Below are 15860 nucleotides of genomic sequence, written 5' to 3'. Positions count from 1 at the left end.
CCTTCAAAAACCCATTTTCTTATCCATGAATTTTCGTGTCTCCTACCTTGCTTCAACACTCTTCATAACGCTACTACTTGGCGCCTGCTCAAGCACCCCTATCCAGCAAGTTAGCCCTACAGAGACTATCGTAAACCAGTCTGAGGATGCCGCGACAGAAGCCCGTTTTAGCCAAAACCTCAATCAATTAATCGCCCAAATTGCCCAAACCCAGGAAATCCCTCAGGCAAGCCTTGAATCAGGCTTCTCAGATGCTAAAACGATTCCGTCCATACGCAAATTGGTGTTACCCCCATCGGGCACCTTTAAAAAGAATTGGGTGGCCTATCGCAAGCGTTTCATTGAACCGGTTCGCATCAAGGCCGGCAAGGCCTTTTGGGAGCAAAACCAGGCTTTCTTGAGCAAGGTTGAGCAAGAATCAGGAGTTCCAGCGGAAGTCATTGTCTCCATTATTGGGATCGAAACCATCTATGGCCGTCAAACTGGAAATTTCCGGGTAAAGGATGTGCTCTCTACATTGGCCTTCAGCTATCCAGATACACCTAACAAAGCTAGCCGAGAACAGCTCTTTAAAGACCAGCTTAAAGAACTCATCCTCATGTGCTGGACCGAGGGCGGCGGCAGCTTGCCCGCCAACAATAGTAAGCAAGGATTGAATCAAACTCGCTTCAATACCTGCTTAAATCAGAACAGTTCTTATGCTGGCGCCATTGGATTACCCCAATTCATGCCAAGTAGCATTCGCAGCTTTGCAGTAGATGGTGATGGCGATGGGCACATTGACCTCAAGCAGAGCCCTAAGGATGCGATTGCTAGTGTGGCTAACTTTATGAGAAAGCATGGCTGGCAACCGGGAATGCCGATTTACTTCCCTGTGCAGGAGGGAGCCATCAGTGAGGCGAGAGCCCTAGCTGACGGCGAACCTCAGCTGAAATACTCAGTTCAAGAACTCATCGCAAAAGGCATATTGACTAAAGAGCAAGGCGACCTTCAATCAGGTGGAGTTGAACCACAAAGTAAGGCGCTCATTGTTGATCTTCCCTACCCCGATAAGTATGGCAATGATCAGGTTCGTTATGTAGTTGGTTTAAATAATTTCCTGACGATTGTGCAGTACAACCGCAGTTACTTTTATGCACAAAGCGTTGCTGAGTTTGCAGAAGCATTGGGATACAAGAACCAAAGTGTGGTTCCCATAACTTCAACTAAAGCGAAGCCAGAAGTAAAGTCAGGTGAAGCGGTTAAATCCAAACCCAAGAAGACTGCTGGCAAGAAAAAACCAAAGCAGACTTAATTCACTTTTGGCTGAATGTATTACGCCGGGAACACTCCGGTCGACAGATAGCGATCACCACGGTCGCAGACGATAAAGACAATCGTCGCATTCTCTACCTGGCGAGCGATTCGCAAGGCAACTACTAAAGCACCGCCAGCTGAAATCCCACAGAAAATACCCTCTTCAGCCGCAAGGCGGCGGGCCATTTCTTCAGCATCCGCTTGGCTCACATACTCGATGCGATCAACCTTGTCGCCTTGATAAATCTTCGGCAGATACTCTGGAGCCCATTTACGGATACCTGGAATTTGCGAACCGTCCTCTGGCTGAGCCCCAATAATTTGGATATTGGGATTCATGGACTTCAGATAGGTAGAAACTCCAGTGATTGTTCCAGTAGTTCCCATCGCAGAAATGAAATGGGTCACTTGGCCATCCGTATCGCGCCAGATTTCTGGACCAGTAGTTTCAATGTGAGCACGTGGATTATCAGGATTCGCGAATTGATCAAGCAATCTGCCGCGGCCCTCTTTCTGTAATTGCAGCGCATAGTCACGGGCAAATTCCATGCCACCAGAAGCAGCCGTCAAAATTAGCTCAGCACCATACGCAGCCATACTTTGTCGACGCTCAATACTCTGGTTCTCAGGCATCACTAAAACCATCTTGTAACCCAACATCGCAGCAGTCATCGCCAATGCGATGCCAGTATTGCCGCTAGTAGCCTCAATGAGAGTGTCGCCAGGTTTAATTTCGCCACGCTCTTGGGCGCGCAAGATCATCGACAGCGCAGGCCGGTCTTTCACCGACCCCGCTGGATTATTACCCTCCAACTTTCCTAAGATCAGATTATTTTTGGAATCATTTTCTGCGCCAGGAATGCGTTGCAAACGAACCAAGGGCGTATTACCCACGGTCTGAGAAATAGTTAGGTATGAAGGTGTGCTCATGAAACCATTTTAGCCATAAGCCAGGCTAGACGTAAAAGGGTTTAATTTCGGCGGCTTGGTTCCGCACGATCCGCAGGATGGCGCGAACCGCTTTGACCGCGTGAGCCACGTCTGCTAGCCTTGGAGCCCTCTTTATTAGTCCTGCCGTGCGGTTCACGAAAAGAACTCGGGGCCTCAATGGTTAAACCGTTATCCACCATCTTTTCTACGGATTTCATGCCAATACCGCGCACCCGTTTTTGCAGGTCATTGGCATCCTGAAAATGCCCACCATCCAAACGTTCGGCAATAATTGTTTTCGCTTTGGATGGTCCGATCCCTTTAATACTTTCCAACTCAGACTGAGTTGCGGTATTAACGTTGACTGGTGAGGCTGCGGCTAATCCTGAGACAGCTACAAATACTGAAAATACCAAAGACTTTAATAATTGATTCATTTAATCTCCATCGGTTAATAAAAAATCCACTTACACGAAGTGCAAGTGGATCAGTTACAACGAATGAAGATTCAGTCGGTTGACTATTTTTACCTACTTATAGCGGGCTTGCCAAGAAATCTGCATTGGCCGATAGCCAGGCAATATAACGACTGACGCCCTGCTCCACATTTAAGAAGGGCTCTGAGTATCCAGCCGCGCGTAGCTTGGTTAAATCCGCTTGTGTAAAGCACTGATACTTGCCTTTAAGTGCATCTGGGAATGGTATGTACTCAATCGCTTTTTCTTTTACCAACTCTTCTAAGCTAGCAGGATTGGCATTATCAATTTTGCGCATAGCGTTTGCTACTGCATGAGCAACATCATTGAATGGCTGTGCACGACCGCTACCCAAATTAAAGATACCGCTGATTTCTGGGTGGTCCAAGAAATACAAATTCACTTTTACTACGTCCTCTACCGAGACAAAGTCACGACTTTGCTCGCCAGCGCCATAACCACCATATTCACCAAAAAGCTTAACTTTGCCATTGGCCTTGTACTGGTGGTATTGATGAAAGGCTACGGAGGCCATGCGACCTTTGTGGGATTCACGTGGGCCATAGACATTGAAGTACCTAAATCCGACCACTTGAGCGGCAGTGGATTTTTCAGCAAAGCGCTTGCGCATCACCTGATCAAATAAGAACTTAGAGTAACCATAAATATTTAATGGCTTCTCATGCTCACGGCTCTCTACAAATACATCAGAACCACCATAAGTGGCGGCTGAAGAGGCGTAGAGTAACTGCACTTTTTGTTCAGTGCAGATATCGAGCAAGTCCATGGTGTAACGGAAATTATTCGCCATCATGAAGATGCCGTCAGTTTCCATCGTATCGGAGCAGGCCCCTTCATGAAACACTGCCCTCACCTTGCCAAAGCGACCACTTCTAAATGCTTCCAGAAATTCGTCTTTATCAAGGTAATCAATGATGTCTAAGTCCGCAAGATTGCGGTACTTATCAGCGGGACGTAAATCATCGACCGCAATAATATTTTTCTCACCACGCGCATTGAGCGCCTGAACAATATTGGCACCAATAAACCCAGCAGCGCCAGTTACGATAATCGTCATTGCAATTCCTCAGAAGTTACGGTGGCTGTACCTAACTTGCCTACCACTATGCCACCAGCTCGATTAGCCAAAGCCATCGCCCTTTCAAGTGGCCATCCAGCTGCTAAGGCCACTGCGAGCGTGCCAATAACAGTATCGCCCGCACCAGACACATCAAATACTTCACGCGCCTGCGCCTTAACGTGACTCACTCCGGCATCGGTAAATAAGCTCATACCCTCTTCAGAGCGAGTAAGCAGAAGCGCCTCAAGGTCTAAAGATTTTCTGAGATCCTGCGCTCTCTTTGTGAGATCTTCTTCGCTAGTCCACTGACCAACTACCTGACGCAACTCACTGCGGTTTGGTGTGAGCACTGTGGCACCACGATATTTGGCGTAGTCATCACCCTTAGGATCAACCAGGATCATTTTCTTTTGAGCGCGTGCTTGCTCAATCATCAAGGCTACCTGACCTAAGGCGCCTTTGCCGTAATCAGACAAAATCACCACATCAGCATCGCCCACCAACTTCTCGTAGCGCTCTAGCTTGTGAGCCAAAGCAGCCTCACTAGGAGCCTCTTCAAAATCCAAACGAATCAATTGCTGCTGTCTTGCAATCACACGCAACTTCACAGTAGTCGGAACTTTGCTATCAATTTCAAGCTGGCTATCGACACCACTTGACTTGAGCAACTCGGTAACGCGATTACCAGGCTCATCATCACCAATCACACCCAGGATAGTTGTCTTTGCGCCAAGGGCCGCAACGTTGCGTGCCACGTTGGCAGCGCCACCTAAACGCTCATCAATCTTGCCAACTTGAACAACTGGTACCGGTGCCTCCGGAGAAATACGATTCGTATCGCCAAACCAGTAGCGATCAAGCATGACATCACCCACCACTAATAAGCGGGCTTTAGAAAATTGTTCTCGGTTAGCTTTTTCCACGATGTAACTAATCTCTCTAATTGATACTTTTTACTTCTAATTAATTATGACGACCAATACCTTGGTACTCAATGCCTAATTCTTGCATAGCTTGAGGCTCATATAGATTTCGGCCATCAAAGATGATGGGGTTCTTGAGTTTGGCTTTGAGAAGCTCAAAATCAGGGCTATGGAAGGCCTTCCACTCAGTAACGATTACCAAGGCATCCGCATCTTGGGTTGCTGCCATCGGGTCATCCACCAACGTAACTTGTTTAAGGCCTTCTGGGTTGCCTTTAAAGTCCATCTCCAGGCAATGTTTGGTTTCTGGCATCGCTACTGGATCGTGAGCCACAATCTGGGCTCCGCGTTTGACCAGCTCTTGAATAATCACTCGACTTGGGGCCTCACGCATATCGTCAGTATTGGGTTTAAATGCCAAACCCCACATAGCGAACTTCTTACCCTTAAGGTCAGCACCAAAGCGTTTTTCAATCTTTTCTACCAAGATGTACTTTTGGGCTTCATTGACCGCTTCAACGGCATCGAGGATCTTCAGATCTCTGCCATGCTCAATAGCTGTTTTGGATAAAGCGGAAACATCCTTTGGAAAGCAAGAACCGCCATAGCCAGTACCAGAGTACAAAAATCCATAACCAATACGAGAGTCTGAACCAATCCCCTGGCGCACTGCTTCAATATCAGCGCCGACTAAGTCAGCCAGATTGGCTAGCTCGTTCATAAAGGAGATGCGGGTAGCTAACATGGCATTGGCGGCGTATTTAGTGAGCTCGGCGCTTTTGACATCCATGTAATAGGTGCGCTCATGATTCCGGTTAAACGGGGCGTAGAGCTTGCGCATTTGCTCTTTAGCGCGCAGACCCGCTGGGGTATTTTGCGTACCAATCACAATGCGGTCTGGGCGCATAAAGTCTTCTACTGCAGCACCTTCTTTAAGGAACTCAGGGTTCGAGACTACGGAGCATAGCTCTGGTGAGAGGCTTCTTTTTTGAAGCTCTTCAGCAATAGCAGCGCCAACCTTATCAGCGGTGCCAACAGGTACAGTCGACTTATCGACAATCACTTTAGGGGTGGTCATATGACGACCAATATTACGAGCAGCCGCTACAACGTACTGAAGATCAGCTGAGCCATCTTCATCAGGAGGGGTGCCAACAGCAATAAATTGAATATCGCCATGAGCGACAGAAGCGGCAATATCGGTAGAGAACTGCAAACGGCCAGCAGCACGATTACGCCCAATCATCTCTTTGAGGCCTGGCTCGTAAATCGGTACGCCACCAGAATTGAGAACCTCAATCTTCTTAGGATCTACGTCAACGCAAAAGACGTTATTACCCTGCTCTGCTAAACAAGCGCCGGTAACAAGACCAACGTAACCACTGCCGATGATGGTGACTTTCAAGATATCTCCAAGTAATTCAGATTACATTGAAGGGCCGCTAGGAACGGCTCCCTCACTACGTCTTGGGGAGTAAGCCTCCCAATGGTTGCAACCCGGGCACTGCCAGTAAAAACGTCTCGCACGGAAACCACAATTGCCACAGGTATAGCGGGCCAAACTAGTTGTGCGCTGTTTCAACAAGCTGAGTGTTGCCTGTAAATCCGATACTCGCTCTGGCGTACCGTTACTTTCCGCTAAGGCCAAACGTGTCTCGGCCAACTTAGAAAGCGCACTTAAGCTTGGTGAATGCTGCATCACTTCAACTAGCATCACTTCAGCAGCTTGAGCTCCACGAATTTGAGTCATGTGCTTTTGAACAATATCGAGCAACTCACCAGAAGCTTGTGTTTTTAATAATTCGCAGAGCGCGCTTAAGCCTTCATCCGCTTTATTCAGAGCGGTGTGCGCCGCCATCCAACGATCTGCGAGTAAATGCATATAGGCAGGATGTGTTTTAGCAATGACAGCCCATACCTCGATAGCTTGTGCTGGACGATCCATTGCAATCAGATAATCCCCTTGCAAAATCAGCGCACGCGCATGATGCGCAACTGCTTGCAAGGCCAATTGAACTGATTGCTCTACCTCTGGCAAATCCTTGCGGCGCAATGCTTCTTGACCCAACTCGCAATGAAACTGGGCAATCTCAGTATGGTGGGATTTTCCTTGCAAGCCCTCAAGCTCACTAGCAGCAATAATGGCTTTCTTCCAGTCTCGCTCGATCTGATACATCTCCAGCAAACTCTCTTTTGCAGGGGCGGCGAACTTGCCTTCACCCACACGATTTAATGATGCTTCGGCACGATCTAATAGACCTGCACGTAAAAAGTCACGGCCTAATTCATATGCGGCATGATCTCGATCGCGCGGCTTTAAGTCATCACGATTAGCAAGGTGCTGGTGAACTCGAATTGCACGCTCGGTCTCACCACGGCGACGGAATAAATTCCCTAAAGCAAAATGAAGTTCAATGGTTTCAGGATCAAGTTGAGCGATTTTGACCAAGGTTTCAATCGCCTGATCCGGCTGCTCATTCAATAAGAGACTTAAACCTTTAAAGGTTGAACGCTGCTGGCGCATGCGCTCGCGCTCATCCATGCGATTCTCAAGACGCAAATCCCAGCGCGAAGCCAACCAGCCAATGCCAAACATGACTGGTAGTAATAGTAGCCAGGAGGTTGCAATCTGAATCATGCTGTGCAGATCTTAAATAAAAAAATGGTCCGAATGGACCACTGGATATGCGCTATGTGACTAGGCACCAGAACCCTCTTTAGGGCTCACTTGCTTCAGAGGCTTGTAATCCACGCGCTCACGTAATTCTTTGCCAGGCTTGAAATGGGGTACACGTTTTTCTGGGATCAACACCTTCTCACCAGATTTTGGGTTGCGACCAGTACGCGCAGGACGGTGATGCAAAACAAAGCTGCCAACACCCCGCAACTCAATCCGCTTGCCCTCGGCTAAAGCGTGAGTCATGGTGTCTAACAATGTTTTTACTGCCAACTCCACATCGCGAGGTAAAAGCTGGGGAAACTGTTCCGCCAAGCTCTCCACGAGTTCGGAGCGAGTAATTGCTTGTTGCTCTTGATCTGACATGATCTATCAATAAAAAACCGCCGCTCTCCTAATGGAGAGCGGCGATATTGATTTAGCCTTGATTGTCCAACTTCGCTTTTAACAAAGCACCCAAGTTGGTTGTGCCGGACTGCGCATCACCTTGGAGTTTGCTCATAGCGTCTTGTTGGTCAGAGCTGTCTTTAGCTTTGATTGAAAGATTGATTACACGTGACTTACGATCAATGTTAATGATCATTGCAGTTACGCTATCGCCTTCTTTCAATACATTGCGTGCATCTTCAACGCGATCTGTTGAGATCTCAGAAGCACGTAAGTAAGCTTCAACTTCATCAGCCAAGTGAATAGTTGCACCCTTAGCATCAACAGCCTTCACAGTACCAGTTACAAGGCTACCCTTGTCGCTTACGGATGTGTAGTTATTGAATGGGTCACCAGACAATTGCTTGATACCGAGAGAGATACGCTCTTTCTCAACATCAATGGCCAATACAGTAGCTTCAACTTCGTCGCCTTTTTTGTATTTCTTAACAGCTTCTTCTCCTGGCTCATTCCATGAGAGGTCTGAGAGGTGAACTAAACCGTCGATACCGCCAGGCAAACCAATGAACACACCAAAGTCAGTAATAGACTTGATTGCGCCAGTCAGCTTGTCGCCTTTTTGTTGGCCACGTGAGAACTCTTCCCATGGATTAGCTTTGCACTGCTTGATGCCCAAGCTGATACGACGCTTGTCTTCATCAATATCCAGAACCATTACTTCAACTTCGGTTCCTAATGCAGTAGCTTTGCTTGGAGCAACGTTCTTGTTAGTCCAGTCCATTTCAGAAACGTGTACCAAACCTTCGATACCAGATTCGATTTCAACGAATGCGCCGTAGTCAGTCAGGTTAGTTACCTTACCGAATAAACGGGTGTTTGGTGGGTAACGACGAGCGATACCAACCCATGGATCATCACCAAGTTGTTTCACGCCGAGTGAAACACGGTTCTTCTCTTGATCGAACTTCAAAATCTTTGCTGTAACTTCTTGACCAACAGTCAACATCTCGCTTGGGTGACGCACACGACGCCATGCCAAATCGGTAATATGCAAGAGGCCATCGATACCACCGAGGTCCACGAATGCGCCGTAGTCAGTGATGTTCTTAACGATACCTTGAACAACGCTACCTTCTTTGAGGTTAGACATCAACTTCGCGCGCTCTTCACCTTGGCTAGCTTCAACAACCGCACGACGTGACAACACTACGTTGTTACGCTTACGGTCAAGCTTGATAACCTTGAACTCCATCGTCTTACCTTCGTAAGGGCTGGTGTCTTTGATTGGGCGTGTATCAACGAGTGATCCAGGCAAGAATGCGCGGATACCGTTAACCATGACTGTCAAGCCACCTTTAACCTTACCAGTAACAGTACCGGTAACGATCTCAGCTTGCTCGAGAGCTTTTTCCAAGTTCATCCATGATGCCAAGCGCTTAGCTTTGTCACGGGAAAGGATTGTGTCGCCATAGCCGTTCTCAAGAGCGTCAATAGCAACAGAAACGAAATCGCCAGGAGCTACTTCAATCTCGCCAGCGTCGTTATGGAATTCTTCAACAGGAATAAACGCTTCGGATTTCAATCCAGCGTTAACAACGACGAAGTTATGGTCGATGCGAAGTACTTCAGCCGAAATAACTTGGCCGGTCTTCATATTCGATCGGGTTAATGATTCTTCAAATAGTTCTGCAAATGATTCAGACATTTATATATTCACTTTGTGCCGCCAGAAGGCCTGACGGGTTAGGTTAAAAAAGCCCCAAGAAACACGCTAAATTAGAAAATCGCGTTGTAGAGTTTCTTAAGACGCCAAAACAACTTCTACTGCCCACCAAAAATTAAGCTATTTTTGATTGATACCAATCCAAAACCGTCTTAACTGCTTGATCTATCGATAATTCTGATGTTTCAAGTACTTTGGCACCGTCTGCAACTAACAAAGGTGCGGCACCTCGACTACTGTCTCTGGCATCGCGCTCTTGTAAATCATGCAGCAAGTCGTCTAGTTTAGCAGAAATTCCCTTAGCTATCAATTGCTTATACCGACGTTCGGCTCTAGCCTGAGCTGTTGCGGTGAGAAAAACCTTCAAAACTGCATCCGGAAATATGACACTTGCCATGTCGCGCCCATCAGCAACCAAGCCTGGAATAGCCCTAAAACCATGCTGAACACCGACTAAAGCTTGTCTAACCTCAGGATGCACCGCAATTGCGGAAGCGCGCAAACCAATACTTTCAGTGCGAATGGCATCCGTAACATCTTCAGAATTGAGCAAAATTTGGCCATTTTTGAAGGAAATCACGAGTTTTTTGGCCAAAACACCAAGTTCTGGGCCATTTTGGGGGTCAATGGATGCTTTTTGACTACCTAAGGCAACCAGTCGATATAGCGCCCCACTATCCAAATAATGAAAGCCCAGTTTTTCAGCTACCAAGGAGGCGACCGTCCCTTTGCCAGAGGCGGTAGGTCCATCAATCGCGATGACTGGAGGTAGATTCATCAAAAAAGACTTTTAGGAAACAATCTTTGCAAATTCAGCAAAGTAAGTGGGGAAGGTTTTTGCAACGCAATTGGGATCATTAATCTGTAGTGCATTAGGACCGAAAGCGGCCAATGAGAAACACATCGCCATGCGGTGGTCATCATAGGTATCAATACCTTCAGCAGGAGACTTCCAATCAACAAGTGATGCAGGCGCCTGAACCACGATGTAATCTGCGCCCTCTTCAACAATAGCGCCAACTTTTTTTAATTCTTTTGCCATCGCAGCAATACGATCGGTTTCTTTCACGCGCCAACTGGCAATATTGTTTAAGCGGGTTGGGCCTTCAGCAAATAATGCAGCAACAGCGAGCGTCATCGCTGCATCTGGAATTTCAGTGCAATCAATTGTGATGCCATTAAGCTTGCCATTCGCATGCTTCACGCCGGCAACTTCAATCCAATCTTCACCAGAAGAAATCTTTGCACCCATTAATGCAAGCGCATCAGCAAAAGCAACGTCACCTTGAATACTCTCGCTACCAACGCCTAAGACGCGCACTGGTCCTCCACCAATCGCGCCAAGCGCTAAGAAGTAAGAGGCGGAAGATGCATCACCCTCAACCGATAAGGTACCAGGGCTTTGATATACCGCATCAGAAGTCTTAGCAGGAATTACAAACGACTGCGCATCAGGGCAAGCCACTTTGACACCGAAGCGCGCCATTAATTTCAGCGTGATATCGATGTAAGGGCGAGAAATCAATTCACCAATCACTTCGATCCTGACGGGCTCTTTTGCCACTAAAGGCAAAGCCATCAATAAGGCAGTTAAGAACTGACTAGAAACATCGCCGCGCACTCTCACAACATCTTTGATTTCAATATCAGCAGCAAGAATCTTGATTGGCGGATAACCTTCTTGCGATTCGTAATCAACCTTTGCACCGACTTGTCGCAAGCCATCCACTAGATCCCGAATAGGACGCTCATGCATGCGGGGCACACCTGACAAGCGGTAGTTACCGCCCTGCATTGCTAAAGCCGCCGTTAAGGGACGAATGGCTGTACCTGCATTACCCATAAAGAGGTCTGCATTCTGAATCGGGAACTTACCACCGCAACCTTCAACCACACAAACTTTGTCGGCATGATCGGTTACCGATAAACCCAACTGGCGAAGCGCATTACGCATCACTTGCGTATCGTCAGCATCCAATAAATTTTTAAGGGTTGTTGTACCAGTAGATAACGCCGCCAATAACAAAGCGCGATTTGAAATACTTTTAGAGCCCGGCAAAACAATCGAGCCTTGCGCTCGCTTGAATGGTCCAATTTTAATATCCGGCAATCCACTCATCAAAGCACATCCAAATCTTGACGAGCTTTACTTGCTTTATTAAATAATTTCTCTAAGCCTGCACCATCATTATCAGCAATCAATTTACGCATGTGATTGACGATGAGTAGATATTGATCTAGCTCTTTCAGAACTGCTGTGCGATTACCCAAGCAAATATCACGCCACATCTCTGGACTCGAGGCAGCGATGCGCGTGAAATCTTTGAAACCTGCACCAACATGACTCAGTTTTTGATCGGCATCTTCAGAGTTCACTACGCTTGCCATTAAGGCGTAAGACAGAATATGTGGCAAATGAGAAACAGCTGCGTAGATCGCATCATGTTGCACACAAGAAATCTTTTTCACTACAGAGCCAACCGACTGCCAAAAACCTTCAATAAGATCTGTATCTTGCGGAGAGTTTTCTTGTAGCGGACAAAGAATCGTTTGCTTGCCTTCAAATAAATCTGCTTTAGCAGCGCTAGCGCCATGTTGTGCGCCACCTGCTATCGGGTGGGCCGGCACAAACTGGCAGGCCTTTTTACCCAAGACTTCCTTGGCAGCCAAAATCACATCGCCTTTAGTGCTGCCAGCATCTGTCAGCATGGTCCGGGACTCTAGGTGCGGCTCAATCACTTCAAAAGCAGTACGCATCTGCGCCACTGGCACACACAAAACAATCACATCAGACTGTTTTGCTGCTTCGACTAAATCGACTACAGCATCAATCGCACCCATCTTGAGCGCTTGATCTAAATTTGCAGCACTACGACCAACACCCAATACCTTATTCACTACGCCTGCTTTTTTTAATGCCAAGCCCAAAGAGGCGCCGATCAAGCCAACGCCAACAATGGTGACGGTACCGTAATTACTAGATGGATTAATGATGGCCATTGATTGATGAAATTTGTCTGTTCGCTATTAAATTACTGCTTCGCCAAAATATCTTTAAGCCCAGCAATAAAGGCTGCATTCTCTTCAGGCAAGCCAATCGAAATACGCAACCATTGTGGCAAGCCATAATTTCCGACTGGGCGAACAATAATGCCGCGCTTAAGGAGTTCTAAATTAATGCGAGCGCCAGCACCATCATCTTCGCCCACCTTCACCAGCACAAAGTTTCCAGCAGATGGGAGGTAAGTCAGACCAAGCTCATCAAAGGCTTGGGTTAATTGGGCAAAGCCAGCACGATTGAGCTCAAAGCCTTGCTGCAAGAATGCAGAATCCTGAAATGCTGCAATCGCTGCGGCTTGTGCAAGACTGTTCACGTTAAATGGCTGACGGATGCGATTCAATAAATCGGTCAAAGCGGGTTGAGCTACCCCGTAGCCAATACGTAAACCCGCTAAACCGTATGCCTTAGAAAAGCTGCGCGACAAAATCATATTAGGGAAACGTTTTACCCAAGCAATCGCGTCATAGCGCTGATCAGCAGAAAGGTACTCGTTATAGGCCTCATCTAAGACCACCACCACATGAGCTGGAACCGCGGTGAGGAAATCTTCAATTTCTTTTGCAGTCAGGTAACTGCCAGTAGGATTATTTGGGTTGGCTACGAACACCAACTTGGCTTTATCACCAGCAGCTTTTACTGCTTGCAACATGGCAGGCAAGTCATGGCCGTACATTTCAGTTGCAGCTACTTCAACCGCTTTAGCGCCAACAGCTTGAGTGGCTAATGGATAAACAGCAAAGGCATGTTTAGAAAAAATCACTTCATCACCAGCCTGCGCAACTGCACGAGCAGCCAACTCTAAAATATCGTTACTACCATTACCTAAGGTAATCCAATCAGTTGGAACACCTAAGCGCGCCGACAATACATTCTTTAATTCAAAGCCATTGGAGTCTGGGTAACGACCCAAGTCTGCAGCTGCCTTAAGCATGGCATCTTGCGCTGACTTTGGCATGCCCAGTGGGTTCTCATTAGAGGCTAACTTCACAATCTTGTTTTCATCAAGACCGTATTCGCGCGCAACTTCACTAATGGGGCGCCCACCGACATAGGGCGCTATCGCATGAATATGCTTTAAACCAATATTGGACTTAGAACTCATGCTGAGTGGGGATAAGAGCCGAGATTTTTATAAAAAGCGGCTGTTATTTTTAATTCATTCAAGGCTTTGGCAACTTTTACATCGTCAGCATGTCCTGCTACATCGATATAAAAGTGATACTCCCAAGTTCCCTTGCGAGCTGGACGAGACTCAAAGCGATTCATGGAAACACCATGCTTAGCCAATGGCTCTAACAAGCGATGTACCGCACCCGGCTGGTTATCCACCGACAACACCAAAGAAGTTTGATCTTTGCCAGTTGGCTGACACTCGTAAGTACCAACTACGACAAAACGTGTACGGTTATGCGGGTCGTCCTGAATCTGTGCGGCCACTGCCTGCAATCCATAGGCCTCTTGCGCAGGATCGCCAGCAATTGCAGCCAAGCTTGGGTCAAGGGAGGCCATGCGCGCCGCCTCAGCATTGCTACTGACTGCCTGGCGCTTCAATTGAGGTGCATGCACACTCAACCATTGCTGACATTGGGCTAAAGCCTGAGCATGCGCACAAACGGTTGTAACACCATCCAAATTTCCACTCTTAGTTAAAAGATGGTGACGAATAGGCAGCACCACTTCGCCGCTAATACGCATTGGAGAATCTAGAAGTAAATCTAAAGTACGAGAGATGGCACCCTCGCTAGAGTTCTCAACTGGAACTACTCCGAATTGAGCTGCGCCCTTTTCAACCGCCTTGAATACTTCATCAAGGCTATTGCAAGGCAAACCAGCAATCGAATGACCAAAATAGGTTTGCGCCGCTTGCTCAGAAAATGTTCCTACTGGTCCAAGATAGGCGATTGTCTGACGAGCCTCTAAGGCGCGACAAGCGGACATCACTTCACGCCAAATTGCGGCAATGCCATCCGGTAATAGCGGGCCTTTACTGAGCTCCTGTAAGCGCGCAACAACTTGACGCTCACGCTCTGGCCTAAATACCGGAGATGAAAAACCACCTTTGATATGGCCAACCTCTTGAGCTGCTTTTGCACGCTGCGACAACAAATCCAAAATCTGTGCGTCCAGCGCATCGATCTTGTCGCGGATTGGCGCAAGGCGCTGTTCTTCGGTACTCTGATCTTTAGAGCTCATTAGGCACGCCTTTCAAAGTCACGCATAAATTCCACTAAGGCCTTAACGCCTTCGAGCGGCATTGCGTTGTAAATACTGGCGCGCATACCCCCGGCCGCCTTATGACCACGCAAGGCAACCAAGCCAGCCGCATTAGATTGCTCTAAGAACTGAGCATTTAAATCTTCATTCTTCAAGAAGAAGGTGACGTTCATTCTGGAGCGATATTCTTTAGGAATACGATTTTCGTAAAGACTGCTTTGATCCAAGAAGCTGTAGAGTAATTCTGCTTTTTCTTGATTACGCTTCTCAATCGCTTTTACGCCACCTTGTTTTAGCAACCACTTAAATCCTAATCCAGCCATATAGATTGAAAAGGTTGGAGGCGTGTTCAACATCGAGTCAGTTGAAGCCTGCTTAGACCAATCCCAAATCGATGGAGTGATCTTCATGCTGTGCCCCATCAAATCTTTCCGAACGATGACGATAGTTACCCCGGATGGGCCGATATTCTTTTGCGCACCACCAAACCATACGCCACACTTTGTGACATCCATTTCTTTGGAAAGGATATTGCTAGAAATATCGGCAACCAATAACTTACCGTTTACATCTGGCACATCTGGAAACTCTACGCCACCAATAGTTTCATTGGCACAGTAATGAACGTAAGCAGCATCATCGGATAACTGCCAAGTAGAACGTTCTGGAATCGTATTGAATTTTTCAGAAGCTGAAGATGCAGCTAAATGAGCCACACCATATTTTTCAGCTTCTTTAAATGACTTTTCAGACCACACACCAGTTACCAAAAAATCCGCTTTGGGGCCATTCTTGGCTAATGGCATGAGGTTCATTGGAATAGCAGCATTTTGACCTAAGCCACCACCTTGAAGCATCAATATTTCATAAGAATCTGGAATACCCATGAGGGTGCGTAAATCTTGCAGCACTTCCTCATAAAGAGCCATGAACTCTTTGCCGCGATGGCTGACCTCCATGACGCTGGCACCTAAGCCTTGCCAATTCAACATCTCTGCAGCAGCCTGCCGCAATACCTCTTCAGGCAAGGTAGCAGGCCCCGCAGCGAAATTGAAAATGCGGCGGTCAAACGTCATGATGAATTAATTAACC

14 protein-coding genes and 1 pseudogene are annotated in these 15860 nt (G+C 47.3%); 1 reads left to right on the top strand and 14 read right to left on the bottom strand.

What is annotated here, in order from left to right:
- Positions 1-25: 25 nt before the first annotated feature.
- Positions 26-1294: a lytic murein transglycosylase B gene (gene mltB / locus ICN25_RS06115; RefSeq protein ID WP_216180171.1), complete on the top strand. Its 1269-nt coding sequence runs from the start codon at positions 26-28 to the stop codon at positions 1292-1294.
- Between the two features lie 20 nt (positions 1295-1314).
- On the opposite strand, the gene cysM is transcribed toward mltB, so the two are convergent.
- The 14 genes and pseudogenes from cysM to serC form a co-directional block, all read right to left on the bottom strand.
- Positions 1315-2226 (bottom strand): cysteine synthase CysM, encoded by a 912-nt coding sequence (cysM, locus tag ICN25_RS06110; RefSeq protein ID WP_216180167.1) that lies wholly within the window; start codon positions 2224-2226, stop codon positions 1315-1317.
- A gap of 41 nt (positions 2227-2267) precedes the next feature.
- Positions 2268-2663: a helix-hairpin-helix domain-containing protein gene (locus tag ICN25_RS06105; RefSeq protein WP_216180164.1), complete on the bottom strand. Its 396-nt coding sequence runs from the start codon at positions 2661-2663 to the stop codon at positions 2268-2270.
- A 97-nt stretch (positions 2664-2760) separates the two neighbouring features.
- A complete protein-coding gene (gene rfaD, locus ICN25_RS06100) occupies positions 2761-3780 on the bottom strand; it encodes an ADP-glyceromanno-heptose 6-epimerase (protein ID WP_216180161.1) in 1020 nt (339 codons plus the stop codon).
- A complete protein-coding gene (gene rfaE1, locus ICN25_RS06095; protein WP_216180159.1) occupies positions 3777-4706 on the bottom strand; it encodes a D-glycero-beta-D-manno-heptose-7-phosphate kinase in 930 nt (309 codons plus the stop codon). Before rfaE1 ends, rfaD begins: the two co-directional genes overlap by 4 nt.
- Positions 4707-4746: 40 nt before the next feature.
- Complete coding sequence (locus tag ICN25_RS06090; protein WP_216180156.1) at positions 4747-6111, bottom strand: UDP-glucose/GDP-mannose dehydrogenase family protein; 1365 nt, start codon at positions 6109-6111, stop codon at positions 4747-4749.
- Between the two features lie 21 nt (positions 6112-6132).
- A complete protein-coding gene (gene lapB / locus ICN25_RS06085) occupies positions 6133-7344 on the bottom strand; it encodes a lipopolysaccharide assembly protein LapB (protein WP_216180153.1) in 1212 nt (403 codons plus the stop codon).
- Positions 7345-7452: 108 nt separating this feature from the next.
- Positions 7453-7749: pseudogene (locus ICN25_RS06080) on the bottom strand (integration host factor subunit beta); the annotation flags it as partial.
- Between the two features lie 52 nt (positions 7750-7801).
- Entirely contained in the window at positions 7802-9475 is a 1674-nt protein-coding gene (gene rpsA / locus ICN25_RS06075; RefSeq protein ID WP_015421646.1) for a 30S ribosomal protein S1, read from the bottom strand.
- 133 nt (positions 9476-9608) lie between these two features.
- On the bottom strand, positions 9609-10271 hold the full coding sequence (gene cmk / locus ICN25_RS06070; RefSeq protein ID WP_216180150.1) for a (d)CMP kinase: 663 nt from the start codon (positions 10269-10271) through the stop codon (positions 9609-9611).
- A 12-nt stretch (positions 10272-10283) separates the two neighbouring features.
- Positions 10284-11603: a 3-phosphoshikimate 1-carboxyvinyltransferase gene (aroA, locus tag ICN25_RS06065; RefSeq protein ID WP_216182134.1), complete on the bottom strand. Its 1320-nt coding sequence runs from the start codon at positions 11601-11603 to the stop codon at positions 10284-10286.
- Between the two features lie 8 nt (positions 11604-11611).
- Positions 11612-12493, bottom strand: a complete 882-nt coding sequence (locus ICN25_RS06060; protein ID WP_216180148.1) for a prephenate dehydrogenase/arogenate dehydrogenase family protein — start codon at positions 12491-12493, stop codon at positions 11612-11614.
- A 32-nt stretch (positions 12494-12525) separates the two neighbouring features.
- Positions 12526-13656 (bottom strand): histidinol-phosphate transaminase, encoded by a 1131-nt coding sequence (hisC, locus tag ICN25_RS06055; RefSeq protein WP_216180145.1) that lies wholly within the window; start codon positions 13654-13656, stop codon positions 12526-12528.
- Positions 13653-14747, bottom strand: a complete 1095-nt coding sequence (gene pheA / locus ICN25_RS06050; RefSeq protein WP_216180142.1) for a prephenate dehydratase — start codon at positions 14745-14747, stop codon at positions 13653-13655. Before pheA ends, hisC begins: the two co-directional genes overlap by 4 nt.
- Positions 14747-15844 (bottom strand): 3-phosphoserine/phosphohydroxythreonine transaminase, encoded by a 1098-nt coding sequence (serC, locus tag ICN25_RS06045; RefSeq protein ID WP_216180139.1) that lies wholly within the window; start codon positions 15842-15844, stop codon positions 14747-14749. The genes pheA and serC overlap by 1 nt, the downstream gene beginning before the upstream one ends.
- Positions 15845-15860 lie beyond the last annotated feature (16 nt).

This window comes from Polynucleobacter sp. 80A-SIGWE, from assembly GCF_018882295.1.
Classification (GTDB): domain Bacteria; phylum Pseudomonadota; class Gammaproteobacteria; order Burkholderiales; family Burkholderiaceae; genus Polynucleobacter.
The sequence above is the reverse complement of the archived record's forward strand: the minus strand, read 5'-3'. Positions and strand labels throughout refer to the sequence as shown.

Coding starts and splice junctions, on each gene's coding strand:
- mltB (WP_216180171.1), top strand. CDS start 26: ATGAATTTTCGTGTCTCCTACCTTGCTTCAACACTCTTCATAACGCTA.
- cysM (WP_216180167.1), bottom strand. CDS start 2,226: ATGAGCACACCTTCATACCTAACTATTTCTCAGACCGTGGGTAATACG.
- ICN25_RS06105 (WP_216180164.1), bottom strand. CDS start 2,663: ATGAATCAATTATTAAAGTCTTTGGTATTTTCAGTATTTGTAGCTGTC.
- rfaD (WP_216180161.1), bottom strand. CDS start 3,780: ATGACGATTATCGTAACTGGCGCTGCTGGGTTTATTGGTGCCAATATT.
- lapB (WP_216180153.1), bottom strand. CDS start 7,344: ATGATTCAGATTGCAACCTCCTGGCTACTATTACTACCAGTCATGTTT.
- rpsA (WP_015421646.1), bottom strand. CDS start 9,475: ATGTCTGAATCATTTGCAGAACTATTTGAAGAATCATTAACCCGATCG.
- cmk (WP_216180150.1), bottom strand. CDS start 10,271: ATGAATCTACCTCCAGTCATCGCGATTGATGGACCTACCGCCTCTGGC.
- ICN25_RS06060 (WP_216180148.1), bottom strand. CDS start 12,493: ATGGCCATCATTAATCCATCTAGTAATTACGGTACCGTCACCATTGTT.
- hisC (WP_216180145.1), bottom strand. CDS start 13,656: ATGAGTTCTAAGTCCAATATTGGTTTAAAGCATATTCATGCGATAGCG.
- pheA (WP_216180142.1), bottom strand. CDS start 14,747: ATGAGCTCTAAAGATCAGAGTACCGAAGAACAGCGCCTTGCGCCAATC.
- serC (WP_216180139.1), bottom strand. CDS start 15,844: ATGACGTTTGACCGCCGCATTTTCAATTTCGCTGCGGGGCCTGCTACC.